The following is a 24,349-nucleotide window of genomic DNA, read 5'->3' as shown; positions in this document are numbered from 1 at the left end:
GCACTTCTTGGCAACCACCAGGCAGTTCTCCCGCCGGACCCTCGTCACCGCGCGTCCCCGCAGCGCCCCTCCCGGTCACCGTCGAGGGGCCGCCGCCGCGAACGTCAGCGGATCGCGAAGCCGTCATAGCCTCCGCGCGGGGTGCCCCATATCTCTGTCACGCCGTCCACGCGGCCGGGCGTGTCGCCCGTGCGGAGCCAGTCGAGAAGACGGTGGCAATTCTCACTCGGCCCCTCGGCCACCACCTGGACCCGGCCGTCGTCGAGGTTCAGGGCGAAGCCCACGAGGCCGCCGATCTCCAGTGCGTTTGCCCTGGTGAACCAGCGGAAGCCCACTCCCTGTACCCGGCCGCGCACCCAGGCGGTCATCCGTACGTCGTCACTCATGGCTGCACGCTAACCGGCGAATTGCACGATGAGCACGTCACCCCGGCTTCTCATCGCGTACAGTCCCGACGGAATGCGCCTCACCCGTTCGGGCGCGCGCCATTCGGCGGTCGGCCCGAATCACGCCGACAGCAAAGATCAGCAAACGCCAGCAAAGATCCGCAGCGAACGGCGGAGCTCCGTAGAGGAAGGCAGGGCAGCAGATGGGACGCCACCGTCGCTCCGGCGCCGCACCCGCCGCAGAAGACTACGCGGCCGGTACGGACCGCCGGCACCGGGGTGACCGCCGGAGGCGGCTGAGCACCCCCGTGCGCACCGGACTCCTCGGCGCCTCCGCGGCGGTCGCGGTGGGAGCCGTGGCCGTCGCTTCGGGTCTGCTGCCCGGCGGTGACACCTTCACCATGGGCACAGCCGGTACGGGCGAGCGCCAGGTCCAGTCCCGACAGGCCCCGGAGCTGACGACGCAGGGCGGGGCGACCCAGACCCCGGCCGACGGCGAGGCGGGCGGCACGGGCAGCGGCACGGCGACCAAGGCGCCCTCCGGGTCGGGTACGAGCCCGAGTGCGAGCAAGAGCGCGAGCGCCGGCAAGACGGCGTCGCCCTCGGCCGCCCCGTCCACCTCCGCGAAGCCGAGCACGAAGCCGAGCACGAGGCCGAGCGCGAAGCCCAGCGCGAAGCCGACCCCGTCGACGTCGCCGAGCAGCGCCAAGCCCGTGACTCCGAAGGCCGCGCCCACGACGAAGCCGGCCACGACGAAGCCCGCCGTCCCGCGGCCTGCCCCGACCACCGAGGCGCCGGTCGAGACCTCGGCCGCGCCCTCCACGGCCGACCGCGACGAGGCGGCCGAGGCGGAGGTCCTCCGGCTGGTCAACGTCGAGCGCGCCGCGGTGGGCTGCACCCCCGTCCGTGCGGACGCTCAGCTCGCGGCGCTGGCCGGGGCGTTCAGCGCGGACATGGCGGAGCGCGGCTTCTTCGACCACACGGACCCGGACGGGGCCACGCCGTGGGTGCGCGCGGAGCAGGCGGGCGTCTCGGGCCTGGGCGGCGAGAACATCGCCCGCGGCCAGGCGGACGCCGCGGCCGTGATGGACTCCTGGATGAACAGCGACGGCCACCGCGCCAACATACTGAACTGCGACTTCACGACGCTGGGCGTCGGCGTCCAGTTCGGCGACGGCGGCCCGTGGTGGACCCAGGACTTCGGCCGCTGAGCTCTCCCCGGGTCGTGATCCGTCCGTAGGTCGCGACCCGTCGGCTCCCCCCGGGCCGTCTCGGCGCCCGCATCGGCCGCCGAGGCGGCCCGTCCCTCTTTCGCGCCGGCCTCGATACGCCGACCGGCCCAAATCCGGGGCGGTCCGCCGCCCGTTCTCCGGGGCGGCTGGGACGATCCCCTCATGAAGCCGGGGGCAGGTACCACCAAGAGTTCGGCATCGACGCGACTCGTGCTGCTGACACTCGCGGCCGGTCAGTTCCTCATGGCGCTCGACAGCTCCGTCATGAACGTCTCGATCGCGACCGTCGCCGACGACGTGGGTACGACGGTGACGGGCATCCAGGGGGCGATCACCGCCTACACCCTGGTGATGGCGATGTTCATGATCCCCGGAGGCAAGGTCGGGGGGCTGATCGGCCGCAAGCGCGCGTTCCTGATCGGCTGCTGCGTCTACGGCTGCGGCTCCCTCGTCACGGCACTCGCAACGAACCTGCCCGTGCTGCTGTTCGGCTGGTCGTTCCTCGAAGGCATCGGAGCGGCCCTCATCCTGCCGGCGATCGTGGCGCTCGTGGCCGGCAACTTCCCCGTGGAGCGCCGTCCGGCCGCCTACGGACTCGTCGCGGCCGCCGGGGCCGTGGCGATCGCGCTCGGGCCCCTCATCGGGGGCATCGCGACGACGTACTTCTCCTGGCGCTGGGTCTTCGCCGGTGAGGTCCTGGTGGTGCTCGGCATCCTGGTCCTCGCTCGTGGCATCGCCGACGCCCCGAGCGAGGAACGCCCCCGCATCGATCTCGTCGGCGCCGTGCTCTCCGCCCTGGGGATCGGGGTCTTCGTCTACGGCGTCCTGCGCTCGGACGAGTGGGGCTGGCTCCGGCCGAAGCCCGACGCGCCCTCGCTGCTCGGGATCTCCCCGGTCGTCTGGATGATGCTCGCGGGGCTCCTGCTGATCTGGCTCTTCCTCCGCTGGGAGGCCCGGCTCGTGGAGCGGCGCCGGGAGCCGCTCGTCGACCCGGCCATGCTGCGCAACAGACAGCTCACCGGTGGGCTGACGATGTTCTTCTTCCAGTACCTCGTGCAGATGGGCGTGTTCTTCGTCGTACCGCTCTATCTGTCGGTCGCCCTGGGCCTGTCCGCGCTCATGACCGGCGCCCGTCTCCTACCGCTCTCGCTCACCCTGCTGGCAGCCGCGGTCCTGATCCCCCGCTTCCTCCCGGACGTCTCCCCGCGGCGGGTGGTGCGGCTCGGCATCCTCGCGCTGCTCGTCGGCGCGGTGATCCTGATGGGCGCGCTCGACGCGGGGGCCGGTGCGGAGATCGTCACGGTGCCCCTCCTGTTCGTCGGGCTCGGCATGGGCGCGCTGGCGTCCCAGCTCGGGTCGGTCACCGTGTCCGCGGCGCCGGAGGAGCAGAGCGCGGAGGTCGGAGGCGTCCAGAACGCCGTCACCAATCTCGGTGCCTCGATCGGCACGGCACTCGCCGGGTCGATCATGATCGCCGCGCTCACGTCGTCGTTCCTGACCACCGTGGACCAGAACCCGGCGGTACCGGCCGAGGTCACGAGTCAGGCGACCGTCGAACTCAGCAGCGGTGCGCCCTTCCTGTCGGACGCCCAGCTCACGACCGCCCTCGACGAAGCCGGCACGAGCCCGGAGGTGACCTCGGCCGTGCTGGACGCGAACGCCGACGCCCGGCTCGACGGCCTGAAGGCCGCACTCGCCGCCCTCGCCTTCGCCGCCGTTCTCGCGCTCTTCTTCACCCAGCGGATCCCGACGACCCAGCCCCGCGCGCCGACAGCGTAGCGACGGACGGCCACGGTGTGGGCGCCTACGCGGAAGGGCCCGGTCACCGCAGTGGTGGCGGGGCCCTTCCGCGTACGGTTACGTTCCGGACGTCAGGCGGCGGCCTTGCCCACGACGAAGGTGCGGGCGGTCGCGGCGACGCGGTGGCCGAGGTGCTCCGCGGTGGCGACATCCGCCTTGTGGACGCCCTCGGGGCCCAGGTCGGTGTGGGTCTGGGCGCCGGCGCCGGAGAAGAAGCCGAGGCGGTTGAGGTCGTTCTCGGAGGCCTCGCTGCTGTTCCAGCCGGGCTTCAGGCCGAGGTTGACCCAGGTCATGCCGTGCTGCCCGGCGAGGGTCTGGAAGAACTGCAGGGTGTGCAGCTTGTCACCGCTCTTGGAACCGGAGTTGGTGAATCCGGCGGCGAGCTTGTCCAGCCAGGCGTCGGTGAACCAGCGCTTCGAGGTGGCCTCGGCGAACTGGTGGAAGGCGCCGGAGGCGGTGCCCATGTAGGTCGGGGAGCCGAAGACGATCGCGTCGGAGGAGTCGAGCAGCTCCCACTCGGCGTCGGTGATCCCGTCGACCTTGATCAGGTGGACGGTGGCGCCCGCGTCGACGGCACCGTCGCGGACGGCTTCGGCGAGGACGGCGGTGTGGCCGTAGCCGGAGTGGTAGGCGATGGAGACGACGGGGGTGGTCACAAGAAGCTCCTCGAAGGTCTGCGGGGGGTACGACCAGAAGTAGAGCACTAACTTTTGGAAAGCGCAAGAAGATGGTTAGCGCTGCCGTGGCGGTAAGCGCTGCACGCGAGTACGGTGGTGGGCATGACTGACGACCTCGCCTACGACGTGTTCGCGCGGGCCTGCCCGTCGCGCGGCACGCTGGAGCATGTGACGGGCCGCTGGGGCAGCCTGACCCTCGGCGCCCTGTACGACGGGACGTTCCGCTTCAACGAGCTGCGGCGCCGGGTCGACGGCGTGAGCGAGAAGATGCTGTCGCAGACCCTCCACGCCCTGGAGCGCGACGGCCTCGTCCACCGGGACGCGCAGCCCACGAACCCGCCGCGGGTCGATTACCGGCTCACCCCACTCGGCCGCGAGATCGCGGAGCGGCTGATCGGGCTGATCCAGCTGGTCGAGGACCGCATGCCGCAGGTCGAGGCGGCTCGCGTGAGGTACGACGGGGAGCGCGCGGCCCCGGTCACGGCCTGACCGTCACGGACCCGATCGTCACGGACCCGACCGTCACGGCCTGATCGGCCGCCCCGTCACGCGCTCGGGCGCGGCGGACGCTGGCAGCGCGGGCAGAAGTAGCTGGAGCGGTTCATCCAGGGGCGTCGGCGCATCGGCGTACCGCAGCGGTGGCACGGCTCGTCCTCGCGCCCGTAGGCGTCGAGCGAGCGGTCGAAGTAGCCGGACTCGCCGTTGACGTTCACGTAGAGGCTGTCGAAGCTGGTGCCGCCGACCGCGAGGGCTTCGTTCATCACGTCCCGGGCGTGCCCGAGGAGCTCCGCCGAGCGCGGCCGGGTGATCGTGGCGGTGGGCCGGTCGTAGTGCAGCCTGGACCGCCAGAGCGCCTCGTCCGCGTAGATGTTGCCGACGCCGCTGATCAGCGACTGGTCGAGCAGGGCCCGCTTGACGGTCGTACGGCGCTGCCGCAGCGCGCGGTGGAACGCGGCCTCGTCGAACTCGGGGTCCAGCGGGTCCCGGGCGATGTGCGCGATGACGTCCGGCAGCCCGTCGGGGGTCTGGTCGTGCAGCGAGAGCCCGCCGAAGGTGCGCTGGTCGACGAAGCGGAGTTCGGTGCCGGCCGTATCGTCGAAGCGGATCCGGACGCGGAGGTGCTTCTCGTCGGCGGCGTCCTCCGGCTGGACGAGCAGCTGGCCGCTCATGCCGAGGTGCCCGAGCACGGAGGTGCCGGTGTCGGCCAGCGGCAGCCACAGGTACTTGCCGCGCCGCCGCGCCACCTCGAACCGCTGCCCCTTCAGCCGCGCGGCGAAGTCCGCGCCGCCCGTCGGATGGCGCCGTACGGCCCTCGGGTGCAGCACCTCGACCTCGGTCACGGTCCGCCCGGCGACCCAGCGCTCCAGTCCGCGCCGTACGACCTCGACCTCGGGCAGCTCGGGCACGGGGACTCCTCCGGACGTCTTCGATCGACAGCGCTTCAACCCTACCGGCGGACACGCGGGGGAAAAGACGAGAACCCCGCCCTGGGGGCGGGGTTCTCGGGAAGCGGTGGACGAAGGCCGTCAGGCCGTCGCACCGTTCGCGGACGGAGAGGGGTCGGCGACCTCTCCCGTGCCGGCTTCGGCAGCGGCCTTGGCCGCCGCCACGCGCTCGTCCGCGGCGGCGCGAATCTCGCGCCACGCGGACTCCGCGGCCTGCTGTTCCGCTTCCTTCTTGCTGCGGCCGGTGCCGGTGCCGTACGAGACACCACCGACGCGGGCGGCAGCAGTGAAGACCTTCTCGTGGTCCGGGCCCTCTTCGGTTACGAGGTACTCCGGCACACCCAGGCCCTCGGCCGCGGTGAGCTCCTGGAGACTGGTCTTCCAGTCCAGGCCGGCACCGAGGTTCGAGGACTTCTCGATCAGCGGGTCGAAGAGCCGGTGAACCAGCTCGGACGCCGCGTCGAGGCCCTGGTCGAGATAGACCGCGCCGATCACCGCTTCAAGGGTGTCGGCGAGGATGGACGCCTTGTCCCGGCCACCCGTGCCCTCTTCGCCCCGGCCGAGCCGGATGAAGGAGCCGAGTTCGAGGCCGCGACCGACCTCCGCAAGTGCACGTGAGTTGACCACCGCGGCCCGCAGTTTGGCCAGCTGGCCTTCGGGCAGGTCGGGGTGGGTGCGGTACAGCGTGTCCGTGACCACCAGGCCGAGCACGGAGTCCCCGAGGAACTCCAGCCGCTCGTTGGTGGGCAGACCGCCGTTCTCGTACGCGAACGAACGGTGAGTCAGTGCACGCACCAGAAGGGCGGACTCGAGCTGATAGCCGAGCCGCCCTTCCAGAAGCGTGTGGGACGAGGCATGGTCCGTCTTGTCGTCCGTCTTGCGGGACTCAGACATTGCGCCTCTCACCAGCCCAATCAGACCGAGAGGACCTGGCGCTTGTTGTAGGTGCCGCAGCTCGGGCACGCGATGTGCTGCAGCTTCGGCTCCTGGCAACGCTCACACGAAACCAGGGTGGGGACCGCAGCCTTCCACTGCGACCGGCGGTGGCGCGTGTTGCTGCGCGACATCTTCCGCTTCGGAACAGCCACGGCTACTTCTCCTGCTTCTCGGCGGCGCTTCGGACGTCCCCGTCAGAGGCTTTGCCGCTCATGTTGTCCTTCTCATCGGTTCCCAGCGAACCGGCGAGTCCCTGCAATGCCGCCCAACGGGCGTCGACGGCATCATGGTGGTGGCCCGGGTTCTCGTTCAGGTTGGCTCCGCATTCGGAACACAGACCCGCACAGTCATCCCGGCACACCGGCTGCATCGGCAGTGCGAGCACCACCGCATCACGCAGCATGGGTTCGAGGTCGAACATGCCGTCCTCGAGGGGGGTCATGCTCTCGTCTTCCTCGGCTTCGTCGTCCGCGGCCGCCTTGGAGCGGCCCCGGTCGTCGGAGTCGGGGTACGAGAACATCTCCTGGAAGTCCACGTCGAGCTCCAGCTCGACGGGCTCCAGACACCTTACGCACTCCCCCTCGGCCGATGCACGGGCGGTGCCTGTGACAAGCACCCCTTCCATGACCGACTCAAGACGGAGATCGATTTCCACGGGAGCGCCCTCGGGCACTCCGATGACCCCTTCGACGCCGAGGGCCGTGGGGGCCTCGGCGGAACGCGAGAGCCGCTGGAGGGCGCCAGGACGCCGCCCCAGCTCGTGCGTGTCGAACACGAGGGGGTTGCGGTGGTCGAGGCGCGTGCTCAGGGCTCTTCCTGCTTTCGAATCGTGAGGGGGCTGCCAGAAGCGGGCAGCGAGGATCGCGGAATACGCGCGACCGAAGAGCCAGGATACTGGACGCTTCGCCCAGGGCCCAATCCGGGCCCCGTGCCCCTTACTGCCCCTGTTCGTACCGGCGCAACTGCTCCAGGTCGATCATGCCCGTGTCGAAGAAACTGGTCTCGTCGAGCGCGGCGGCCGGCTGCTGCTGCGGGGCCTGGGGCTGGTACTGGTGCTGCTGCGGCTGCTGCTGCTGCTCGTAGCCGTACTGCCCCTGGTAGGCGTACGGGTCGGGCTGCTGCTGGTAGCCGTACGGGTCCGGCTGCTGCTGGTAGCCGTACGCCTGGTCCTGCTGCGGCTGCTGATGCTGCTGGTACGCGTAGGGGTCGGGCTGCTGCTGGGCCGGGATCTGCGCGGGGGCCTGCGCGGGGACCGGGACCGGCTGGGGGTCGGCGAGCTCCGCGAGCCCGGCGAGGTAGTCGGCGTCGCTCGTGTGCACCGTGCCGCCGAGGCCGTCCTGGGCGGCCATGTGCTCGCCGAGGTCGTCGGAGGCGATCCGGCCGTGCAGCTTCTGCCGGCCGCGACCGACGGCCTCCAGGGTCTTGCTGAGGACCGCTTCGAAGGCGCCCAGCTTGGCGTCCACGTACTCGTCGGCCCGCTGGATCAGCGTCTGCGGGTCCGCGCTGTACTCGGGGGCGTCCTCGTCCGCGTAACCGTCCTGGTCGAGGCCCGGCCCGCGGCCGAGGAGCTTCTCGCGGCCCCGGTCGACGGAGCCGATGGTCTTGTTGAGGACGACCTCGAAGTTCGCGAGCTTGGAGTCGACGTAGTCGTCGGCCTCGGCACGGACCTCCTCGGCCTCGCGGCGGGCCTCGGCGAGGATCCGGTCCGCCTCGCCCTGCGACTCCCGGGCGACCTGGGTGTCGGAGACGATCGAGCCGCGCTCGGCGTGGGCGGCCTCGATGATCCGCTCGGCCTCCTGGCGGGCCTGCTCGACCAGCTGCTCACGGCCGCCGATCAGCTCCTGGGCCTGGGCGAGGGAGCCGGGCAGGGCGTCCCGTACCTCTTCGAGCAGGGAGAGCAGCTCGGCGCGGTTGACCACGCAGGATGCCGACATGGGCATGGAACGGGCGCCCTGAACGGTCGCGACGATCTCGTCGAGCTTCTTCTGCACGTCCACCGGGTGCTCGCCACTCTCTACAGCTGGATGGAGACGGACGGGACGACTGTAAGGGCAGTCGGCTCCCGTCCGACACCAGGTGACGGAGCGTCAGTGGAGGTGGCCGCGTGTCACTTCCGCGCGAGGCGCTCGGTCAGCCGGCCGAGGACCTGCGGCGGGACCAGGTGGGAGACGTCGCCGCCCCAGGCCGCCACCTCCTTGACCAGCGAGGAGGAGAGGAAGCTGTACGTCGGGTTGGTGGGGACGAAGAGGGTCTCCACGCCCGAGAGGCCGATGTTCATCTGCGCCATCTGCAACTCGTAGTCGAAGTCGCTGACCGCGCGCAGGCCCTTGACGATGGCGGGGATGTCCCGCTGCTTGCAGAAGTCGACGAGCAGTCCATGGAAGGACTCCACCTCGACGTTGCCGAAGTCGGCGGTGACCTCGCGGATCAGCTCGATCCGCTCGTCGACCGTGAACAGTCCCTGCTTGGACTGGTTGATCATCACCGCGACGTGTACGACGTCGTACAGCTTGGAGGCGCGGGCGATGATGTCGAGATGTCCGTTGGTGATGGGGTCGAAAGACCCCGGACAGACGGCGCGGCGCAACGTGAGTCCCTCGCTCTCCGGTCCGGTCATGGTGCGTCTTCGCACGTAGAGGCGGCGCGACCGTACCAAAACGTTCCCTCGCCGTAACGACGGGCCCGCAGTGGCTCGAATCCGGCCGGCCAGCCGAACTCCCCGCCTCGGGTGCTGCGCTCCACGGTGACGAGGGCATCGTCCGTGAGCCAGCCTTCCGAGCGGAGTGTGAGGAGGATCTCGCGAAGATCGTCGTCCGCGACGGCGTACGGGGGGTCGAGGAAGACCAGGTCGTACGGGTCGGCCGGGGCCGGTCCCGTCACGATCTGCTCGGCCTTGCCGGTCCGCAGCTCGGCGCCGGGCAGGCCGAGTGTCCTGATGTTGTCGCGGATCGTCTTCGCGGCGCGGGGCTCGGCCTCGACGAGGAGCGCGTGGACCGCGCCCCGGGAGAGCGCTTCGAGCCCGACGGCGCCGGAGCCCGCGTACAGGTCGGCGACCCGGGTCCCGTCGAGGGTGCCGAGGAACGCCTCCCAGGTGGAGAAGAGGCCTTCGCGCGCCCGGTCGGAGGTGGGGCGGGTGCCGGTGCCGGGGGGCACGGCAAGTCGGCGTCCGCCGGCGGTGCCGGCGATCACGCGGGTCATCGGTGTCCTCGTTCTCCGTAAGCCATTGCGTTCGCAACAGCTTAGGGCGGTTGCCGCCGCCCCGGGGTCAGCCCTTCTCCAGGTATTCCTCCCGGTCCTTGTCGAGCAGGGCTTCGAGGGCGGTGCGCAGTCCGGGGTGGGCGGTGAGGTCCGGGTCGGCGAGGACGAGGGTGGTGGCCTCCTCGCGGGCGGCGGCGATGACCTCCTCGTCGTCGATGACGGTGAGCACCTTCAGGGAGGAGCGGACGCCCGACTGGGCCTGGCCGAGGACGTCGCCCTCCCGGCGCTGTTCGAGGTCGATGCGGGAGAGCTCGAAGCCGTCGAGGGTGGCGGCGACGGCGCCGAGGCGCTGCCGGGCGGGGCCGGCCTCGGGCATCTCGGTGACGAGGAGGCAGAGGCCGGGGGCGGATCCGCGGCCGACGCGGCCGCGGAGCTGGTGGAGCTGGGAGACGCCGAAGCGGTCGCCGTCCATGATCACCATGGCGGTGGCGTTGGGGACGTTGACGCCGACCTCGATGACGGTGGTGGCGACGAGGACGTCGAGCTCGCCGGCGGCGAAGCGGCGCATGACGTCGTCCTTGTCGTCGGGGTGCATGCGGCCGTGCAGGACGGCGATCCGCAGGCCCGCGAGGGGGCCGGTGCGGAGCTTCTCGGCGACCTCCAGGACGGCGAGCGGCGGGCGCTTCTCGGCCTCGTCCTCGGCGGACGCTTTGGACTTCTTCTTCTGGTCCTCCTCGTCGCCGATCCGGGGGCAGACGACGTACGCCTGGTGGCCGTTCTCGACCTCCTCGCGCACCCGCTCCCAGGCGCGCGCGAGGAAGTGCGGCTTGTCGGCGGCGGGGACGACGTGGGTGGCGATCGGGGAACGTCCGGCGGGCAGCTGGTCGAGGACGGAGGTCTCCAGGTCGCCGAAGACGGTCATGGCGACCGTGCGCGGGATGGGGGTGGCGGTCATCACCAGGAGGTGCGGCGGTTGTTTGCCCTTACCGCGCAAGGCGTCGCGCTGTTCGACGCCGAAGCGGTGCTGTTCGTCGACGACGACCAGGCCGAGGTCGTGGAACTGGACCTTGTCCTCGATCAGCGCGTGCGTGCCGATGACGATCCCCGCCTCGCCGGTGACGAGGTCGAGCAGGGCCTGCCGGCGGGCGGCGGTGCCCATGGAGCCGGTGAGCAGGACGACCTTGGTGGCGCGGTCGGCGCCGCCGAGCATGCCTCCCTCGGCGAGCTCGCCCATCATCTCGGTGATCGAGCGGTGGTGCTGCTGGGCGAGGACCTCGGTGGGGGCGAGCATCGCGGCCTGTCCGCCGGCGTCGACGACGGCGAGCATGGCGCGCAGGGCCACCATCGTCTTGCCGGAGCCGACCTCGCCCTGGAGGAGGCGGTGCATGGGGTGTTCGGTGGCGAGGTCGTCGAAGATCTCGCGGGAGACCTTCCGCTGGCCGTCGGTGAGGGTGAAGGGCAGCTTGGCGTCGAAGGCGTCGAGGATGGCGCCGGGGACGGGGCGCCGGGCGACGGCGGGGAGTTGGGTGTCGGCGTGCCGCCGGCGGGCAAGGGCGACCTGGAGGACGAAGGCCTCGTCCCACTTGAGCCGGTCGCGGGCGTCGGCGACGTCCGCCTTGGTACGGGGGCGGTGGATCTTCCGCAGGGCTTCGGGCAGCTCGGCGAGGCCGCGGCCCTCGCGCAGGGCTGGCGGCAGGGGGTCGGCGGCGTCCTCGGCGTGGGGCAGGACGGCGTCGACGGCCTTGGCGATCTTCCAGGACTCCAGTTTGGTGGTGGCCGGGTAGATCGGGATGAGGGCCCCGGCCCAGCCGGCCACGGTGTCGGCGCTCGCGGTGGTCTCGTCGCCGTCGCCGCGGAGGAGTTCGTACGCGGGATGGGCGAGCTGGAGACGGCGGTTGAAGAGCGAGACCTTGCCGGAGAACATCGCGCGGGTGCCGGGCAGCAGGTCCTTGTGCGGCTTGTGCACGCCCTTGCCGAAGAAGACCAGTTGGAGGCGGCCGCTGCCGTCCGTGATGGTCACTTCGAGGCGCTGGCCGCGTCCCTTGGAGCCGTTGAAGGTGAGCACGCGGGCGTCTGCGACCTGCGCGACGACCGTGACGTGTTCGTCGAGCGGCAGGTCGGAGAGTGTGGTCAGTTCCCCCCGCTCGGCATACCGGCGGGGGTAGTGGTGGAGCAGGTCACCGACCGTGTGCAGGTCGAGTGCCTCGGCCATGACCTTGGCGGTGGCGGGGCCGAGGGACTTCTTGAGTGGTTCGTCGAGCGCGGGCACGCGTTCCATTGCACACCACGCCACCGACAGTCGGGGTGTTCCACCCGGGTCATTCCACTCCGATGAGCAGCGGCGGGGCCCCTTCGCCCGCGTGGTACGTGGTCGTGTCGACGGCCAGGTAGCCGCTGCGGACGTGGCGTTCGAGGGTGGCGGCCAGGTCGGGCGGGGTGTCGTCGGCGACGATCAGGGTGACGAGTTCGCCGCCCGCCGACAGCATGCGGTCGAGGACCGTGCGGGCCGTCTCGGTGAGGTCCTCGCCGATGACGGCGACGTCGCCCTCGATGAGGCCGAGGATGTCGCCGGCCTGGCAGACGCCGGCCGAGGTGAAGGACTGGCGCTCGGCGACGGCGAGTTCGGCGTAGCGGGTGGCGCCGGCGGCGGCGGTCATGGCGACGACGTCCTCGTCGAAGCGGCGGTCCGGTTCGTGGACGGCGAGGGCGGCGATGCCCTGGACGGCGGCCCGGGTCGGGATGAGGGCGACGCGGATGCCCTCCGCCCGGGCCCGTTCGGCCGCGGCGGCGGCGGTCCGGCGGAGTTCGGTGTCGTTGGGCAGGAGGACGACCTCGCGGGCGTGGGCCCGTCGGATCGCGTCGACGAGTTCGTCCCCGGCGGGCTGTTCGCCGGGGCGCGTCTGGACGGTGGTCGCGCCCGCCTCGGCGCACAGTCCGGCGAGGCCCTCGCCGGGGACGACGGCGACCACCGCGCGCTGGGCCCGCGCCCCGCGCGCGTCCGTCTCGGCGACGGCGCTCGCGAAGTGGGTGACGCGGATCCGGTGGGGCCGGCCCGCCTCGATGCCGGCCTCGACGGCGGCTCCCGCGTCGTCGGTGTGCACGTGGACGTTCCACAGTCCGTCGCCGCCGACGACGACCAGGGACTCCCCCAGCGCGTCGAGGCGGGACCGCAGCAGGTCCACGGCCGCGTCCTCGGCCTCCAGGAGGTAGATCACCTCGTACGCGGGTCCGTCCTCGGTGCCGCATTCCCCGGGCGCGGCGGGCCGGGCCGGCACGACCACGCCGTGCGGCGCCGCCTCCGGGCGGTCCGGCGTCCGGCCGGTCACGGTCTCCACGAGCGCTCCGAGGACGGTGACCAGGCCCTGTCCGCCGGCGTCCACGACCCCGGCGCGGGTGAGGACGTCCAGTTGGCCCCTGGTGGTCGCCAGGGCGGTCTTGGCGCCCTCGTAGGCGCTTCCGGTCACTTCCGCGAGTCCGCCGCCCCCGGCGCAGGCCCGTGCGGCGGCGGAGGCCACCGTGAGGATCGTGCCCTCGACGGGGTGGGCGACGGCCCGGCGGGCCGCGTCGGCGGCCTCCGCCAGGGCGCGGGCGAGGTGATCACCGTCACGCCCCTCGGCGAGGACGGCGGCCATGCCGCGCAGCAGCTGGGCGAGGATGGTCCCGGAGTTGCCGCGGGCGCCGAGCAGGGCCCCGTGCGCCATGGCCCGTACGGTCTCGGCGGCGTCGGGTGCGGCGGCGGCGAAGACGGCTTCGACGGCCTGGTGGGCGGCTTCCGCCGTCAGGTACAGGTTGGTGCCGGTGTCCCCGTCCGCGACCGGGTAGACGTTGATCGCGTCGATCTCCTCGCGCTCCCGCCCGAGGGCGTCAAGCGCCCGCGCGGACCAGGTCCGGAGCGCTTCGGCGTCGAGCTCGACGAGCTCCTCGGGAGGCTGAAGGGCTCGCGACAACGGGGGTCCTCCTTCGGCGGTGAGCTCACCGCAGGGTAGACCCGGGGTGTCCTGCTCGTGACCTGGGCCCGGAGCGAGGTCGGCGCAGGCCATGGTAGTTTCGTTCCACCGAAGCAGGCGTTGTATGCTGCTTCGGTTGCCCGGTTCACACCGGGCCATCCCCCGGCAAGCCACTTCAGACTCCTGATTCCGGTGCGCCGGATTTCACTGTAATCCTGAAGTCTTTGGAGTGACCCGTGGCTGCCAACTGCGACGTCTGCGGCAAGGGGCCGGGCTTCGGCAACAACATTTCGCACTCGCACCGCCGTACGTCCCGTCGCTGGAACCCGAACATCCAGCGCGTGCGTGCCGTGGTCGGTCGGACGCCGAAGCGGCTCAACGTCTGCACCTCGTGCATCAAGGCCGGCAAGGTCTCGCGCTAATCGCGACGTTCCGTCGTAGCGCAGCCCCTGCGGTTGCCTTGAGAGGCCGGTTCACCTAGGTGAACCGGCCTCTTGCCGTACCCGGAATCTTTCCCGGAAGCGGTACCGGACTCCTTTCCGGGAGCCGGTGTACGGCTATGCCCTGAACCGCCAGCCGTGGTCGACCGGGCCGATGCCCGCGCCCAGGGCGAATCCGGCGGCGATGGCCCCGGTCACGTACTCCTTGGCCTGCCGTACCGCCTCCGGCACCGCCAGACCCTTGGCGAGCCCCGAGGCCACCGCCGAGGCGAGCGTGCAGCCCGTGCCGTGCGTGTGCCGGTTGTCGTGCCGGGGCGCGCGCAGCCAGTGCTCCTCGGTGCCGTCCGTGAGCAGGTCCACGGCCTCCTCGCCGGTGGGCAGGTGCCCGCCCTTGATCAGGGCCCAGTCCGCCCCGTACGACAGGATCGCCCCGGCCGCCCTCCGCATGTCGCCCTCGTGCACGACGTGGACGCCTGTGAGCTGCGCCACCTCGTCCAGGTTGGGCGTGGCGACGGTCGCGACCGGCAGCAGCTTCGTCCGGACGGATTCCAGGGCCGAGGCGGCGAGCAGCGAGTCCCCGTGCTTGGAGACGCCGACCGGGTCCACGACCACGGGCGCCGCCGTCCCGGCGAGCAGTTCGGCCACCGTCTCGACGAGCCCGGCGGACGCCAGCATGCCCGTCTTCACGGCCTGGACGCCGATGTCGTCGACGACGGCCCGGTACTGGGCCCGTACGGCCTCCTCGGGCAGCTCCCAGGCGCCCTGGACGCCCCGCGAGTTCTGGGCGGTGACGGCGGTGAGCACGCTCATGCCGTGGACGCCGAGCGCGAGCATCGTCTTCAGGTCGGCCTGGATGCCGGCGCCGCCGCCGGAGTCGGATCCGGCGACGGTGAGGACGAGCGGGGGCGCGAGCGAGGGCTGCCCGAAGGGGGTCACTCCGTCTCCCCGAAGTGGTCCCAGCCGCCCGTGCTGTGCCAGGGGGCCCCGTCCACGGTGACCTGCGGCAGCGCCGAGGGGTTCAGGACCTCGCCGATGACCTTCCAGCGGGCGGGGAGCTTCACGTCCGGCGGGAAGGTGGCCACGATGGCGTGGTCCTCTCCCCCGGTGAGCACCCACTGCATGGGGTCCACACCGACGGCCTGGCCGATGTCGTTCATCTGGGTGGGGATGTCGATGAGCCCGGAGCGCAGGTCGATGCGGACCTTGCTGGCCTCGGCGATGTGACCGAGGTCGGCGATCAGGCCGTCGCTGACGTCGCACATGGCGGTGGCGCCGAGCCCCGCGGCGGCGGGGCCCGCGTGGTACGGCGGCTCGGGCCTGCGATGGGCCTCGACGAAGGCGCGGGGCGAGCGGAAGCCGCGGGAGAGGACGGCGTATCCGGCGGCGGACCAGCCGAGCCAGCCCGTGTAGGCGACGACGTCGCCGGGCTGGGCCCCGCCGCGGGTCACCGGGTCGTGGTTGCGGAGGTCGCCGAGGGCGGTGATGGCGATGGTGATGGTGTCGCCCCGGACGACGTCGCCGCCGACGACGGCCGCGCCCGCGACCTGACATTCGTCGCGCAATCCGTCCATGAGTTCGACGGGCCAGGTGGCGGGCAGTTCGGCGGGGACGACGAGGCCGAGGAGGAGCGCGGTGGGGACCGCGCCCATGGCGGCGATGTCCGCGAGGTTCTGCGCGGCGGCCTTCCGGCCGACGTCGTACGCCGTCGACCAGTCGCGGCGGAAGTGACGTCCTTCGAGGAGGATGTCCGTGCTGGCCACCACGCGCCGGTCGGGTGCGGAGACGACCGCGGCGTCGTCGCCGGGCCCGATCCGTACCGCCGGGGTGGAGGTGAGCCGGGACGTGAGCTCTCTGATGAGCCCGAACTCGCCCAGCTCTCCGACTGTGCCCTTCACCGCGTCTCACCTCGTGTCTTCGTGCCGGCCGGCGGGCGGGGGCGCGCCTGGGCGTGCCGCGGGTCGCGGGCCGTCACCGTGCTGGGTACCGTCAAGTAGACCGTCAACTTCTGTCGTGCGTACGCCACAACGCGAGGGCCCCGGGACACGTGGGTCTCCCCGCGGCCCACGGCGACGCGGTACCGTGGCGTCCCTTTCTCCCACAAGATCCTCGTGGTCGCCCTGGAGGTTCCGTGGTACAGGCGTACATCCTCATCCAGACCGAGGTGGGCAAGGCGTCGACCGTCGCCGACACCATCTCCAAGATCCCGGGGGTGCTCCAGGCCGAAGACGTGACCGGACCCTACGACGTGATCGTGCGCGCGCAGGCGGACACGGTGGACGAGTTGGGCCGCATGGTGGTCGCCAAGGTCCAGCAAGTGGACGGCATCACGCGCACCCTCACCTGCCCGGTCGTTCATCTGTAGCCCCCGTCTACGCTTGGCCGGTGAAGTCTTCCCACCGGCCCTTCGGCCTGCCCGCCGCCGTCACGGCAGCCGTCCTGCTGCTGGCCGCCACCGGCTGCTCCTGGACGGACGCCGGGGCGTCCGTGGCGGTTCCCCGCCCCCCGGCGGCGGAGGCTGACCTCTGCCAGGCGCTGGAGAAGGAGCTGCCCGACACCGTGGCGGGTCTTGAACGGAGTGATCCTGAGCCGGGCTCCGAGCTGACCGCCGGGTGGGGTGACGGTGCGATCGTACTGCGCTGCGGGGTCCCCCGGCCCGAAAAGATGAGCGATCCGAACTCCCAGGCCGTCGAGGCGAACGGGGTGAACTGGATGCTGGAGCGGCCGGAGGGCAGCGGACCCCGTTTCACGTCGGTGTACCGGGAGACGTACGTCGAGGTGACGCTGGACGAGCGGTACACGCACGACGCCACACCGCTCGCGGATCTCGCCGCCCCCGTGGAGAAGACGATCCCCTGCGGCCTTGATCCGGAGTGCGTCTAGGCGCACTCCGGATCTCACGGTCGGGGTCCGGGTCCGGACCGGTTCGGCTCCGGCTCCGGCTCCGGCTCCGGCTCCCGCTAGCGCAGGCCCGTGGAGCGGGTCAGCGCGGCCTGGATCAGCCGGTCGACGAGCTCGGCGTAGCTCACGCCGCTCTCCTGCCACATGCGCGGGTACATGGAGATGGGCGTGAAGCCCGGCATGGTGTTGATCTCGTTGATGACGAACTCGCCGTCCTCGGTGAGGAAGAAGTCGGCGCGGACCAGGCCCTCGCAGGAGACGGCCTCGTAGGCGGCGACGGCCAGGCGCTGGATCTCGGCGGTGGCCTCGTCACCGATCGGCGCGGGCACGATGCCGGAGGCCGAGTCGATGTACTTGGCCTCGAAGTCGTAGAAGTCATGGTCCGTGACCGGCGGGATCTCGGCCGGCACGCTGGCGCGCGGTCCGTCCTCGAACTCCAGGACGCCGCACTCGATCTCGCGGCCGCGCAGGAGCGACTCGACGAGGATCTTGGGGTCGTGGCGGCGGGCCTCCTCGATGGCCTCGTCCAGGCCGGAGAGGTCGTCGACCTTGGTGATGCCCATGGACGAACCGCCGCGGGCCGGCTTCACGAAGAGCGGCCAGCCGTGGTCGGCGGCGAACTCGACGATCTTCTTGCGGGCGGCGGCCGGGTTCTGCTCCCACTCGCGCGGCCGGATGACCTCGTACGGGCCGACCGGGAGGCCGAAGGAGACGAAGACGCGCTTCATGTACTCCTTGTCCTGGCCGACGGCGGAGGCGAGCACGCCCGCGCCGACATAGGGGACGCCGGAGAGCTCCAGGAGGCCCTGGAGGGTGCCGTCCTCGCCGTACGGGCCGTGCAGCATCGGGAAGACCACGTCGACCTCGCCGAGGGCACGCGGGACGGAGCCGGGCTCGCTGAGGACGACCTCGCGGTTCGCGGGGTCGACGGAGAGGACGACACCGCCCTCCGCGGACTCGGCCAGGTCGGCGACGTTCGGCAGGGCGCGGTCGGCGATGGCCATGCGCTCGGGGGCGTCGGCGGTGAGCGCCCAGCGCCCGTCCGTCGTGATGCCGATGGGCAGCACGTCGTACTTGTCCCGGTCGATGGCGCTCAGGACGGCGCCCGCCGTGACGACGGAGATGGCGTGCTCGGAGCTGCGACCGCCGAAGACGACGGCCACGCGCGGCTTGCGGGGGCTCTGGGTGTTCTCGCTCATATCGCGATGAGCGTACCCTGCGGCTACCGAACGGCTGAGCGCCCCGCTCCCTCCGCGCGCGTCCGGCGCAGCGGCCGTGCCGCCGCGCCCGCGCGTGTACGTACACGCGTCCGTCACGCGTCCGTCAGCGGCGCTCGGACTTCGCGCTGCGGGACATCAGCTCCTTGAGGGCGACGACCGGCGGCTTGCCCTCGTGGACGATCGAGACGACGGTCTCGGTGATCGGCATGTCGACGCCGTGGCGGCGGGCCAGATCGAGCACGGACTCGCAGGACTTGACGCCCTCGGCGGTCTGCTTGGTGGCCGCGATGGTCTCCTGGAGGGTCATCCCGCGGCCCAGGTTGGTGCCGAAGGTGTTGTTCCGGGAAAGCGGCGAGGAGCAGGTGGCCACCAGGTCGCCGAGGCCCGCGAGGCCGGAGAAGGTGAGCGGGTCGGCGCCCATGGCGAGGCCGAGGCGGGTGGTCTCGGCGAGGCCGCGGGTGATGAGCGTGGCCTTCGAGTTGTCGCCGAGTCCCATGCCGTTGGCGATGCCGACGGCGAGCCCGATGACGTTCTTGACCGCGCCGCCGAGCTCGCAGCCGACGACGTCGGTGTGTGTGTACGGGCGGAAGTACGGGGTCATGCAGGCCGCCTGGAACCGCTGCGCGACCGACTCGTCGACGCAGGCGACGACGGCGGCGGCGGGCTGCCGGGAGGCGATCTCCAGGGCCAGGTTGGGTCCGGTGAGGACGGCCACGCGCTCGGCGGGCACGTCCGCGACCTCCATGACGACCTCGCTCATCCGCTCGGCGGTGCCGAGTTCGACGCCCTTCATGAGGGAGACGAGGACGGTGTCGGGGGCGAGCAGCGGCTTCCAGGCGGCGAGGTTGCCGCGCAGGGTCTGCGAGGGGACGACGAGGACCGTGAAGTCGGCGTCGTGGGCGGCCTCGGCCGGGTCCGCGGTGGCCGTGATCGCCCTCGGGAGTTCGATGCCCGGGAGGTAGTCGGGGTTGACCCGGGTGGCGTTGATCTCCTTCGCGAGCTCCGCGCGGCGGCCCCAGAGGCTCACCTCGCAGCCCGCGTCGGCGAGCACCATGGCGAACGCGGTGCCCCAGGATCCGTTGCCGAAGACGGCTGCCTTGGTCACTTGATGCCTCCCTCGGCGGCCTTGCGCCGCTGTTCGAGGCGGGCCTTGCGGTGGTCGTACGGTGCGGCGGGCGCCTTCTCGCCGCGGATCTCCTCCAGGAGCGCGGTGATGGCGGCCATGATGACCTCGGTGGCCTCGCGGAGCACCTCGGGCGTCGGCTCCAGGCCGTCGAAACGGGAGAGGTCGACGGGCGGACCGGCCTGCACGGTCAGCGTCTTGCGGGGGAACAGGCTGAGCTTCTTGCCCTTGGCGTACGGCGGCATCGCGAGGTTGGCGCCCCACTGGGCCACCGGGATGACCGGGACCTTGGTGAGGAGCGCGACGCGGGCGGCGCCGGTCTTGCCCGCCATGGGCCACATGTCGGGGTCCCGGGTCAGGGTGCCCTCCGGATAGAAGGCGACGCACTCGCCGCGCTCGATCGCGTCGACGGCGGCCCGGAAGGCGTCCAGCGCGTTGGTGGTCTCGCGGTAGACGGGGATCTGGCCGGTGTTGCGCAGCATCATGCCGACGAAGGGGCTCTTGAAGAGGCCCGCCTTGGCGAGAAGGCGCGGGACCCGACCGGTGTTGTACTGGTAATGCGCGTAGGACAGCGGGTCCAGATAGGAGTTGTGGTTGACCACGGTGATGAATCCGCCGTCGGCCGGAATGTGCTCCATACCGCGCCAATCCCGCTTGAACAGACCCACCAGGGGGGGTTTGGCGATGGCCGCCGCGAGGCGGTACCAGAAGCCGATTCTGCGGCGGGGCACTCGGACACCTTTCTCCGGGACTGGCTGGCAGGGGGTCAAGTGTCGCCCCATGCTCCTGGTCTGTCGAGGACACGGTACGCCCCGGGGCCCCCGCCGGACCGCGCGGGCGGGACAGAATGGGCCCCGATGAACAGTGACGCGGACGACGGCTGGTGCCTCGTCTTACCCCTGAAACCCCTTGCCCTGGCGAAGAGCAGACTGGCCGCGGCGACGGGAGCCCTGCTGCGCCCCCGGCTCGCCCTGGCGTTCGCCCAGGACACGGTGGGGGCGGCGCTGAACTGCGCGCGCGTACGGGATGTGGTGGTCGTCACGGACGATCCGACGGCCGGGACCGCCCTCGCGGCCCTGGGGGCGCGGATCGTGCCGGACCTTCCGGCGGCGGGACTCAACGCGGCGCTGGCGCACGGGGTCGGCGCGATACGGGAGCGGCGGCCGCAGGCGCGGGTGGCGGCGCTCAACGCCGATCTGCCGGCGCTGCGGACCGCGGAGCTGGCCCGGGTCCTGGACACCGCCCGGAAATTTCCGAGGGCATTTCTCTCGGATGCCGCCGAAATAGGTACGACATTCCTCTCGGCGGGTCCGGGGGTGAAATTGGAACCGGCATTCGGGGGCGCGTCGAGGCTGCGCCATTTGTCGTCGGGTGCGGTGGAAATCCGGCTGACCGGGGTGGATTCCGTACGCCGGGACGTGGACACCGGCGAGGATCTGGCGGAGGCGGGGGCGCTGGGGCTCGGCCCGTGGACGGCCGCCCAGTGGCTGCGGGCGGCCGGATAGGCTGCGGTTCATGCAGGCGACCGCGTTCACGTACGACTCCGAGACCCGCAGCGGAAGTGTGCTGCTCGACGACGGCACCCCGGTGGAGTTCGGGGCGGAGGCCTTCGACGCGGGCGGGCTGCGGCTGCTGCGGCCGGGGCAGCGGGTGCGGATCGAGGCGGAGCCGGGGACGTCGGGGGCCGGCCTGCGGATCACGCTGGTGACGCTCCAGACCTTCTGAGCGGTCCTCCTCTCCCCCGTCCGAACGCGCCGCGGGCCGGGCTCCTTGGTGGGGAGCCCGGCCCGGCGGGTGGTACCGCTCGTCCTACTTCTTGGCGGCGGCCTTCTTGGCGGTCGTCTTGCGCGCCGTGGTCTTCTTCGCGGGCGCCTTCGTCGCCGTGGCCTTCTTCGCGGCCGGCGCGGTCTTCTTGGCCGTGGCCTTGACGGTCTTCTTCGCCGCGGTCGTGGTGGTCTTCTTCGCGGCGGCGGTCGTGGTCTTCTTCGCCGCCGTGGAGGCCTTCTTCGCCGCCGCGGTGGTCTTCTTCGCCGTGGCGGTCGTGGTGGTCTTCTTGGCCGGGGTCGCCTTCTTCGCGGCGGCCGTCGTGGCCTTCTTCGCCGGGGTCGCCTTCTTCGCGGCGGCCTTCTTGGCGGTGGTGGCCTTCTTCGCCGCGGCCTTCTTCACGGTCGCGGAGGCGGCACCACCGGTGAGGCTGCCCTTGGGGGCCTTCTTGACGGAGACCTCGCCACCCTTGGGGAGCTTCTTCGAGCCGCTGACCAGGTCCTTGAAGCCCTGACCCGCGCGGAAGCGCGGAACCGAGGTCTTCTTGACCCGGACGCGCTCGCCCGTCTGCGGGTTGCGGGCGTAGCGGGCCGGACGGTCGACCTTCTCGAACGAGCCGAAGCCCGTGACCGAGACCCGGTCGCCCCCGACCACGGCACGCACGATGGCGTCGAGCACGTGGTCGACGGCTTCGGCGGCCTGCTGGCGACCGCCCATCTTGTCGGCAATCGCTTCTACGAGCTGCGCCTTGTTCACGTCTTCCCCTTCGGAGACATTGCCAGAACGAAAGTGTTCAAGCTTTTTCGCACGTTAGGCATGTATATACCGCAAATCAAACACGAAACGGGCTAATCACCCTAGTGCCGCAACGCAAAAGACCCGCCGCGGAGTTCCTGGTGTCAGTCGTCCTCTGGGAATCGGCCCTCGTCGAGGTCCTTCATCAACCGGTCCAGACGCGTTGCCGCGTCCTTGAGATCGTGCTTCGCCGCGGCCGTCACGACCAGCAGCTTCCGGGACAGCGCCATCCTTACGCCCTCCGGGACTTGCAGTGAGCGCACTCTTGTGTGCGCTTCCTTCAATCGGGCGGCGACTGACTCGTATAGCTCGAGTTGGCTGTCGCGTTCCATGCACCGATTGTGCCATCTAGGGCGAGTTGTCGCCCGACAGGGTCCCAACAAGCGACTGCGCCCCCCACCAGGCGGTGGGGGGCGCAGTCTTGGAAAAGCGCTGCTCAGACCGTAATTGTACGGGGCTTATGGGCCGGTCGTGCCGCCTCGTAGGCCGCGATGTCGGCTTCGTTCTGAAGGGTGAGGCTGATGTCGTCGAGTCCGTTCAGCAGACGCCAGCGGGCGTTCTCGTCGAGCTCGAAGTCCGCGTCGATCCCGGCGGCCAGGACCTTGCGCTGCTCCAGGTCGACCGTGACCTCGGCGGTCGGGTCGGCTTCGGTCAGCTCCCAGAGGGCGTCCACCGTCTCCTGCGGCAGGACGACGGTGAGCAGGCCGTTCTTCAGCGAGTTGCCGCGGAAGATGTCGGCGAAGCGGGCGGAGATGACCGTCTGGAAGCCGTAGTTCTGGAGCGCCCAGACGGCGTGCTCACGGGAGGAGCCGGTGCCGAAGTCGGGGCCGGCGACCAGGACCGAGGCGCCCTGCCGCTCGGGGCGGTTGAGGATGAACTCGGAGTCCTTGCGCCAGGCCTCGAAGAGGCCGTCCTCGAAGCCGTCGCGGGTGACCTTCTTGAGCCAGTGCGCCGGGATGATCTGGTCGGTGTCGACGTTGCTGCGGCGCAGCGGGACGGCCCGGCCGGTGTGCGTGGTGAAAGCTTCCATGGTTCCTCAGACCCCCGCGGTGGTGGTGGCGTCGGACAGATCGGCCGGGGAGGCCAGGTGGCCCAGGACGGCGGTGGCGGCGGCGACCTGGGGCGAGACCAGGTGGGTCCGGCCGCCCTTGCCCTGCCGGCCCTCGAAGTTGCGGTTGGAGGTGGACGCGGAGCGCTCACCGGGGGCCAGTTGGTCGGGGTTCATGCCCAGACACATCGAGCAGCCCGCGTGCCGCCATTCGGCGCCGGCCTCCTTGAAGACCTTGTCCAGGCCCTCCTCCACGGCCTGCAGGGCGACCCGGACGGAGCCGGGGACGACCAGCATGCGGACGCCGTCGGCGACCTGGCGGCCCTTGAGCAGTCCGGCGGCGTTGCGCAGGTCCTCGATACGGCCATTGGTGCAGGAGCCTACGAAGACGGTGTCGACCTTGATGTCGCGCAGCGACTGCCCGGCGGTCAACCCCATGTACTCCAGGGCCTTTTCGGCGGCGTGGCGCTCCGAAGCGTCTTCGTACGAAGCCGGGTCGGGGACGTTCGCCGAAAGCGGCGCGCCCTGGGCCGGGTTGGTGCCCCAGGTGACGAACGGCGCCAGCGAGGCGGCGTCGATGATGACCTCGGCGTCGAAGACGGCGTCCTCGTCGGACTTCAGCGTCTTCCAGTACGCGACGGCGGCGTCCCAGTCCTCGCCCTCGGGGGCGTGGTCGCGGCCCTCCAGGTAGGCGAAGGTGGTCTCGTCGGGGGCGATCATGCCCGCGCGGGCGCCGGCCTCGATCGACATGTTGCAGATGGTCATCCGGGCCTCCATCGAGAGCTTCTCGATGGCGGAGCCGCGGTACTCCAGGATGTAGCCCTGGCCGCCGCCGGTGCCGATCTTCGCGATGATCGCGAGGATCAGGTCCTTGGCGGTGACGTCCTCGGGCAGTTCGCCGTCGATCGTGATGGCCATGGTCTTCGGGCGGGCGAGCGGCAGCGTCTGGGTGGCGAGCACGTGCTCGACCTGGCTGGTGCCGATGCCGAACGCCAGCGCGCCGAAGGCGCCGTGCGTGGAGGTGTGCGAGTCGCCGCAGACCACGGTCGTGCCCGGCTGGGTCAGGCCCAGCTGCGGTCCGACGACGTGGACGACGCCCTGCTCGACGTCGCCCAGCGGGTGCAGCCGGACGCCGAACTCGGCGCAGTTCTTCCGCAGGGTCTCCAGCTGGGCGCGGGAGACGGGGTCCGCGATGGGCTTGTCGATGTCGAGGGTCGGGGTGTTGTGGTCCTCGGTGGCGATGGTGAGGTCGAGGCGCCGCACCTGCCGGCCGTTCTGGCGGAGGCCGTCGAAGGCCTGCGGGCTGGTCACCTCGTGCAGCAGGTGCAGATCGATGAAGAGGAGGTCGGGCTCGCCCTCGGCGCGCCGGACGACATGGTCGTCCCAGACCTTCTCCGCGAGTGTCCTACCCATCGCTTTCCCTCCGGCCGACGTCTACGC

28 protein-coding genes are annotated in these 24,349 nt (G+C 71.3%); 8 read left to right on the top strand and 20 right to left on the bottom strand.

The annotated features are described in order from the left end of the window. Positions 1-104: 104 nt before the first annotated feature. Positions 105-386, bottom strand: coding sequence for an acylphosphatase (locus tag ACFWWU_RS05425; protein ID WP_384139251.1), 282 nt, complete (start codon positions 384-386; stop codon positions 105-107). 203 nt (positions 387-589) lie between these two features. Between ACFWWU_RS05425 and ACFWWU_RS05420 the strand changes: the two genes are divergently transcribed. Together ACFWWU_RS05420 and ACFWWU_RS05415 are read left to right on the top strand one after the other, a co-directional pair. Beyond that, positions 590-1,597: a CAP domain-containing protein gene (locus ACFWWU_RS05420; protein WP_384139248.1), complete on the top strand. Its 1,008-nt coding sequence runs from the start codon at positions 590-592 to the stop codon at positions 1,595-1,597. A gap of 183 nt (positions 1,598-1,780) precedes the next feature. Next, positions 1,781-3,397, top strand: a complete 1,617-nt coding sequence (locus tag ACFWWU_RS05415) for an MFS transporter (RefSeq protein ID WP_384139245.1) — start codon at positions 1,781-1,783, stop codon at positions 3,395-3,397. A gap of 92 nt (positions 3,398-3,489) precedes the next feature. On the opposite strand, the gene ACFWWU_RS05410 is transcribed toward ACFWWU_RS05415, so the two are convergent. Next, positions 3,490-4,074 (bottom strand): flavodoxin family protein, encoded by a 585-nt coding sequence (locus ACFWWU_RS05410; protein ID WP_384139241.1) that lies wholly within the window; start codon positions 4,072-4,074, stop codon positions 3,490-3,492. 123 nt (positions 4,075-4,197) lie between these two features. Between ACFWWU_RS05410 and ACFWWU_RS05405 the strand changes: the two genes are divergently transcribed. Further along, positions 4,198-4,584, top strand: a complete 387-nt coding sequence (locus ACFWWU_RS05405; protein ID WP_384139238.1) for a winged helix-turn-helix transcriptional regulator — start codon at positions 4,198-4,200, stop codon at positions 4,582-4,584. A 56-nt stretch (positions 4,585-4,640) separates the two neighbouring features. Here ACFWWU_RS05405 and mutM read toward each other — a convergent pair whose 3' ends face one another. The 9 genes from mutM to ACFWWU_RS05360 form a co-directional block, all read right to left on the bottom strand. Then, positions 4,641-5,501 carry a bifunctional DNA-formamidopyrimidine glycosylase/DNA-(apurinic or apyrimidinic site) lyase gene (gene mutM, locus ACFWWU_RS05400; RefSeq protein ID WP_384139235.1) on the bottom strand — a complete coding sequence of 287 codons (861 nt, stop codon included), beginning with the start codon at positions 5,499-5,501 and terminating at the stop codon, positions 4,641-4,643. A 120-nt stretch (positions 5,502-5,621) separates the two neighbouring features. Continuing rightward, positions 5,622-6,434, bottom strand: a complete 813-nt coding sequence (gene rnc, locus ACFWWU_RS05395) for a ribonuclease III (protein ID WP_384139232.1) — start codon at positions 6,432-6,434, stop codon at positions 5,622-5,624. A gap of 20 nt (positions 6,435-6,454) precedes the next feature. Then, a complete protein-coding gene (gene rpmF, locus ACFWWU_RS05390; protein WP_015036448.1) occupies positions 6,455-6,628 on the bottom strand; it encodes a 50S ribosomal protein L32 in 174 nt (57 codons plus the stop codon). A gap of 2 nt (positions 6,629-6,630) precedes the next feature. Continuing rightward, a complete protein-coding gene (locus ACFWWU_RS05385) occupies positions 6,631-7,338 on the bottom strand; it encodes a YceD family protein (protein ID WP_384139582.1) in 708 nt (235 codons plus the stop codon). Between the two features lie 73 nt (positions 7,339-7,411). Continuing rightward, on the bottom strand, positions 7,412-8,473 hold the full coding sequence (locus tag ACFWWU_RS05380; protein ID WP_384139229.1) for an ATP synthase F0 subunit B: 1,062 nt from the start codon (positions 8,471-8,473) through the stop codon (positions 7,412-7,414). A gap of 110 nt (positions 8,474-8,583) precedes the next feature. Continuing rightward, positions 8,584-9,063 carry a pantetheine-phosphate adenylyltransferase gene (gene coaD, locus ACFWWU_RS05375; RefSeq protein WP_314620756.1) on the bottom strand — a complete coding sequence of 160 codons (480 nt, stop codon included), beginning with the start codon at positions 9,061-9,063 and terminating at the stop codon, positions 8,584-8,586. Between the two features lie 26 nt (positions 9,064-9,089). After that, on the bottom strand, positions 9,090-9,674 hold the full coding sequence (gene rsmD, locus ACFWWU_RS05370) for a 16S rRNA (guanine(966)-N(2))-methyltransferase RsmD (protein ID WP_384139226.1): 585 nt from the start codon (positions 9,672-9,674) through the stop codon (positions 9,090-9,092). A gap of 67 nt (positions 9,675-9,741) precedes the next feature. After that, positions 9,742-11,952: an ATP-dependent DNA helicase RecG gene (recG, locus tag ACFWWU_RS05365; protein ID WP_384139223.1), complete on the bottom strand. Its 2,211-nt coding sequence runs from the start codon at positions 11,950-11,952 to the stop codon at positions 9,742-9,744. A gap of 40 nt (positions 11,953-11,992) precedes the next feature. Further along, complete coding sequence (locus tag ACFWWU_RS05360) at positions 11,993-13,714, bottom strand: DAK2 domain-containing protein (protein ID WP_384139220.1); 1,722 nt, start codon at positions 13,712-13,714, stop codon at positions 11,993-11,995. 143 nt (positions 13,715-13,857) lie between these two features. Here ACFWWU_RS05360 and rpmB point away from each other — a divergent pair, with 143 nt between their 5' ends. Next, positions 13,858-14,043 (top strand): 50S ribosomal protein L28, encoded by a 186-nt coding sequence (rpmB, locus tag ACFWWU_RS05355; protein WP_003957616.1) that lies wholly within the window; start codon positions 13,858-13,860, stop codon positions 14,041-14,043. 135 nt (positions 14,044-14,178) lie between these two features. On the opposite strand, the gene thiD is transcribed toward rpmB, so the two are convergent. Together thiD and ACFWWU_RS05345 are read right to left on the bottom strand one after the other, a co-directional pair. Beyond that, positions 14,179-14,997: a bifunctional hydroxymethylpyrimidine kinase/phosphomethylpyrimidine kinase gene (thiD, locus tag ACFWWU_RS05350; RefSeq protein ID WP_384139217.1), complete on the bottom strand. Its 819-nt coding sequence runs from the start codon at positions 14,995-14,997 to the stop codon at positions 14,179-14,181. Beyond that, positions 14,994-15,956, bottom strand: coding sequence for a thiamine-phosphate kinase (locus tag ACFWWU_RS05345; protein ID WP_317599510.1), 963 nt, complete (start codon positions 15,954-15,956; stop codon positions 14,994-14,996). The genes thiD and ACFWWU_RS05345 overlap by 4 nt, the downstream gene beginning before the upstream one ends. Before the next feature lie 233 nt (positions 15,957-16,189). On the opposite strand from ACFWWU_RS05345, the gene ACFWWU_RS05340 reads away from it, so the two are divergent. Next, positions 16,190-16,423: an Lrp/AsnC family transcriptional regulator gene (locus ACFWWU_RS05340; RefSeq protein WP_015036438.1), complete on the top strand. Its 234-nt coding sequence runs from the start codon at positions 16,190-16,192 to the stop codon at positions 16,421-16,423. Between the two features lie 20 nt (positions 16,424-16,443). Next, positions 16,444-16,941: a DUF3515 domain-containing protein gene (locus ACFWWU_RS05335; RefSeq protein WP_384139213.1), complete on the top strand. Its 498-nt coding sequence runs from the start codon at positions 16,444-16,446 to the stop codon at positions 16,939-16,941. Between the two features lie 77 nt (positions 16,942-17,018). Here ACFWWU_RS05335 and ACFWWU_RS05330 read toward each other — a convergent pair whose 3' ends face one another. The 3 genes from ACFWWU_RS05330 to ACFWWU_RS05320 form a co-directional block, all read right to left on the bottom strand. Next, on the bottom strand, positions 17,019-18,158 hold the full coding sequence (locus ACFWWU_RS05330) for a D-alanine--D-alanine ligase family protein (RefSeq protein ID WP_384139210.1): 1,140 nt from the start codon (positions 18,156-18,158) through the stop codon (positions 17,019-17,021). A 124-nt stretch (positions 18,159-18,282) separates the two neighbouring features. Beyond that, positions 18,283-19,284: an NAD(P)H-dependent glycerol-3-phosphate dehydrogenase gene (locus ACFWWU_RS05325; protein WP_079039181.1), complete on the bottom strand. Its 1,002-nt coding sequence runs from the start codon at positions 19,282-19,284 to the stop codon at positions 18,283-18,285. Continuing rightward, positions 19,281-20,033 carry a lysophospholipid acyltransferase family protein gene (locus ACFWWU_RS05320; RefSeq protein ID WP_384139207.1) on the bottom strand — a complete coding sequence of 251 codons (753 nt, stop codon included), beginning with the start codon at positions 20,031-20,033 and terminating at the stop codon, positions 19,281-19,283. Before ACFWWU_RS05320 ends, ACFWWU_RS05325 begins: the two co-directional genes overlap by 4 nt. 126 nt (positions 20,034-20,159) lie before the next feature. Here ACFWWU_RS05320 and cofC point away from each other — a divergent pair, with 126 nt between their 5' ends. Both cofC and ACFWWU_RS05310 read left to right on the top strand, forming a co-directional pair. Next, positions 20,160-20,807: a 2-phospho-L-lactate guanylyltransferase gene (gene cofC, locus ACFWWU_RS05315; RefSeq protein ID WP_384139204.1), complete on the top strand. Its 648-nt coding sequence runs from the start codon at positions 20,160-20,162 to the stop codon at positions 20,805-20,807. Between the two features lie 10 nt (positions 20,808-20,817). Continuing rightward, a complete protein-coding gene (locus tag ACFWWU_RS05310) occupies positions 20,818-21,027 on the top strand; it encodes a hypothetical protein (RefSeq protein ID WP_150265720.1) in 210 nt (69 codons plus the stop codon). Positions 21,028-21,111: 84 nt separating this feature from the next. Here the strand turns inward: ACFWWU_RS05310 and ACFWWU_RS05305 are convergent, their stop codons facing one another. From ACFWWU_RS05305 to leuC, 4 genes are all read right to left on the bottom strand, one after another. Continuing rightward, the gene (locus tag ACFWWU_RS05305; protein WP_384139201.1) at positions 21,112-21,822 is read right to left on the bottom strand and encodes an HU family DNA-binding protein; all 711 of its coding nucleotides are present in this window, start codon (positions 21,820-21,822) and stop codon (positions 21,112-21,114) included. Between the two features lie 143 nt (positions 21,823-21,965). Continuing rightward, entirely contained in the window at positions 21,966-22,193 is a 228-nt protein-coding gene (locus ACFWWU_RS05300) for a hypothetical protein (protein ID WP_030325570.1), read from the bottom strand. 104 nt (positions 22,194-22,297) lie between these two features. Continuing rightward, positions 22,298-22,891: a 3-isopropylmalate dehydratase small subunit gene (leuD, locus tag ACFWWU_RS05295; protein WP_384139197.1), complete on the bottom strand. Its 594-nt coding sequence runs from the start codon at positions 22,889-22,891 to the stop codon at positions 22,298-22,300. Positions 22,892-22,897: 6 nt separating this feature from the next. Then, positions 22,898-24,322, bottom strand: a complete 1,425-nt coding sequence (gene leuC, locus ACFWWU_RS05290) for a 3-isopropylmalate dehydratase large subunit (RefSeq protein ID WP_384139194.1) — start codon at positions 24,320-24,322, stop codon at positions 22,898-22,900. Positions 24,323-24,349 lie beyond the last annotated feature (27 nt).

It is taken from the genome of Streptomyces sp. NPDC058650, from assembly GCF_042717315.1.
Lineage (GTDB): Bacteria > Actinomycetota > Actinomycetes > Streptomycetales > Streptomycetaceae > Streptomyces.
This window is presented reverse-complemented; position numbering and strand designations above follow the sequence as displayed.

Coding starts and splice junctions, on each gene's coding strand:
- ACFWWU_RS05425 (WP_384139251.1), bottom strand. CDS start 386: ATGAGTGACGACGTACGGATGACCGCCTGGGTGCGCGGCCGGGTACAG.
- ACFWWU_RS05420 (WP_384139248.1), top strand. CDS start 590: ATGGGACGCCACCGTCGCTCCGGCGCCGCACCCGCCGCAGAAGACTAC.
- ACFWWU_RS05415 (WP_384139245.1), top strand. CDS start 1,781: ATGAAGCCGGGGGCAGGTACCACCAAGAGTTCGGCATCGACGCGACTC.
- ACFWWU_RS05405 (WP_384139238.1), top strand. CDS start 4,198: ATGACTGACGACCTCGCCTACGACGTGTTCGCGCGGGCCTGCCCGTCG.
- rnc (WP_384139232.1), bottom strand. CDS start 6,434: ATGTCTGAGTCCCGCAAGACGGACGACAAGACGGACCATGCCTCGTCC.
- rsmD (WP_384139226.1), bottom strand. CDS start 9,674: ATGACCCGCGTGATCGCCGGCACCGCCGGCGGACGCCGACTTGCCGTG.
- recG (WP_384139223.1), bottom strand. CDS start 11,952: ATGGAACGCGTGCCCGCGCTCGACGAACCACTCAAGAAGTCCCTCGGC.
- ACFWWU_RS05360 (WP_384139220.1), bottom strand. CDS start 13,714: ATGGCCTGCGCCGACCTCGCTCCGGGCCCAGGTCACGAGCAGGACACC.
- ACFWWU_RS05330 (WP_384139210.1), bottom strand. CDS start 18,158: ATGAGCGAGAACACCCAGAGCCCCCGCAAGCCGCGCGTGGCCGTCGTC.
- cofC (WP_384139204.1), top strand. CDS start 20,160: ATGAACAGTGACGCGGACGACGGCTGGTGCCTCGTCTTACCCCTGAAA.
- ACFWWU_RS05310 (WP_150265720.1), top strand. CDS start 20,818: ATGCAGGCGACCGCGTTCACGTACGACTCCGAGACCCGCAGCGGAAGT.
- ACFWWU_RS05300 (WP_030325570.1), bottom strand. CDS start 22,193: ATGGAACGCGACAGCCAACTCGAGCTATACGAGTCAGTCGCCGCCCGA.
- leuD (WP_384139197.1), bottom strand. CDS start 22,891: ATGGAAGCTTTCACCACGCACACCGGCCGGGCCGTCCCGCTGCGCCGC.
- leuC (WP_384139194.1), bottom strand. CDS start 24,322: ATGGGTAGGACACTCGCGGAGAAGGTCTGGGACGACCATGTCGTCCGG.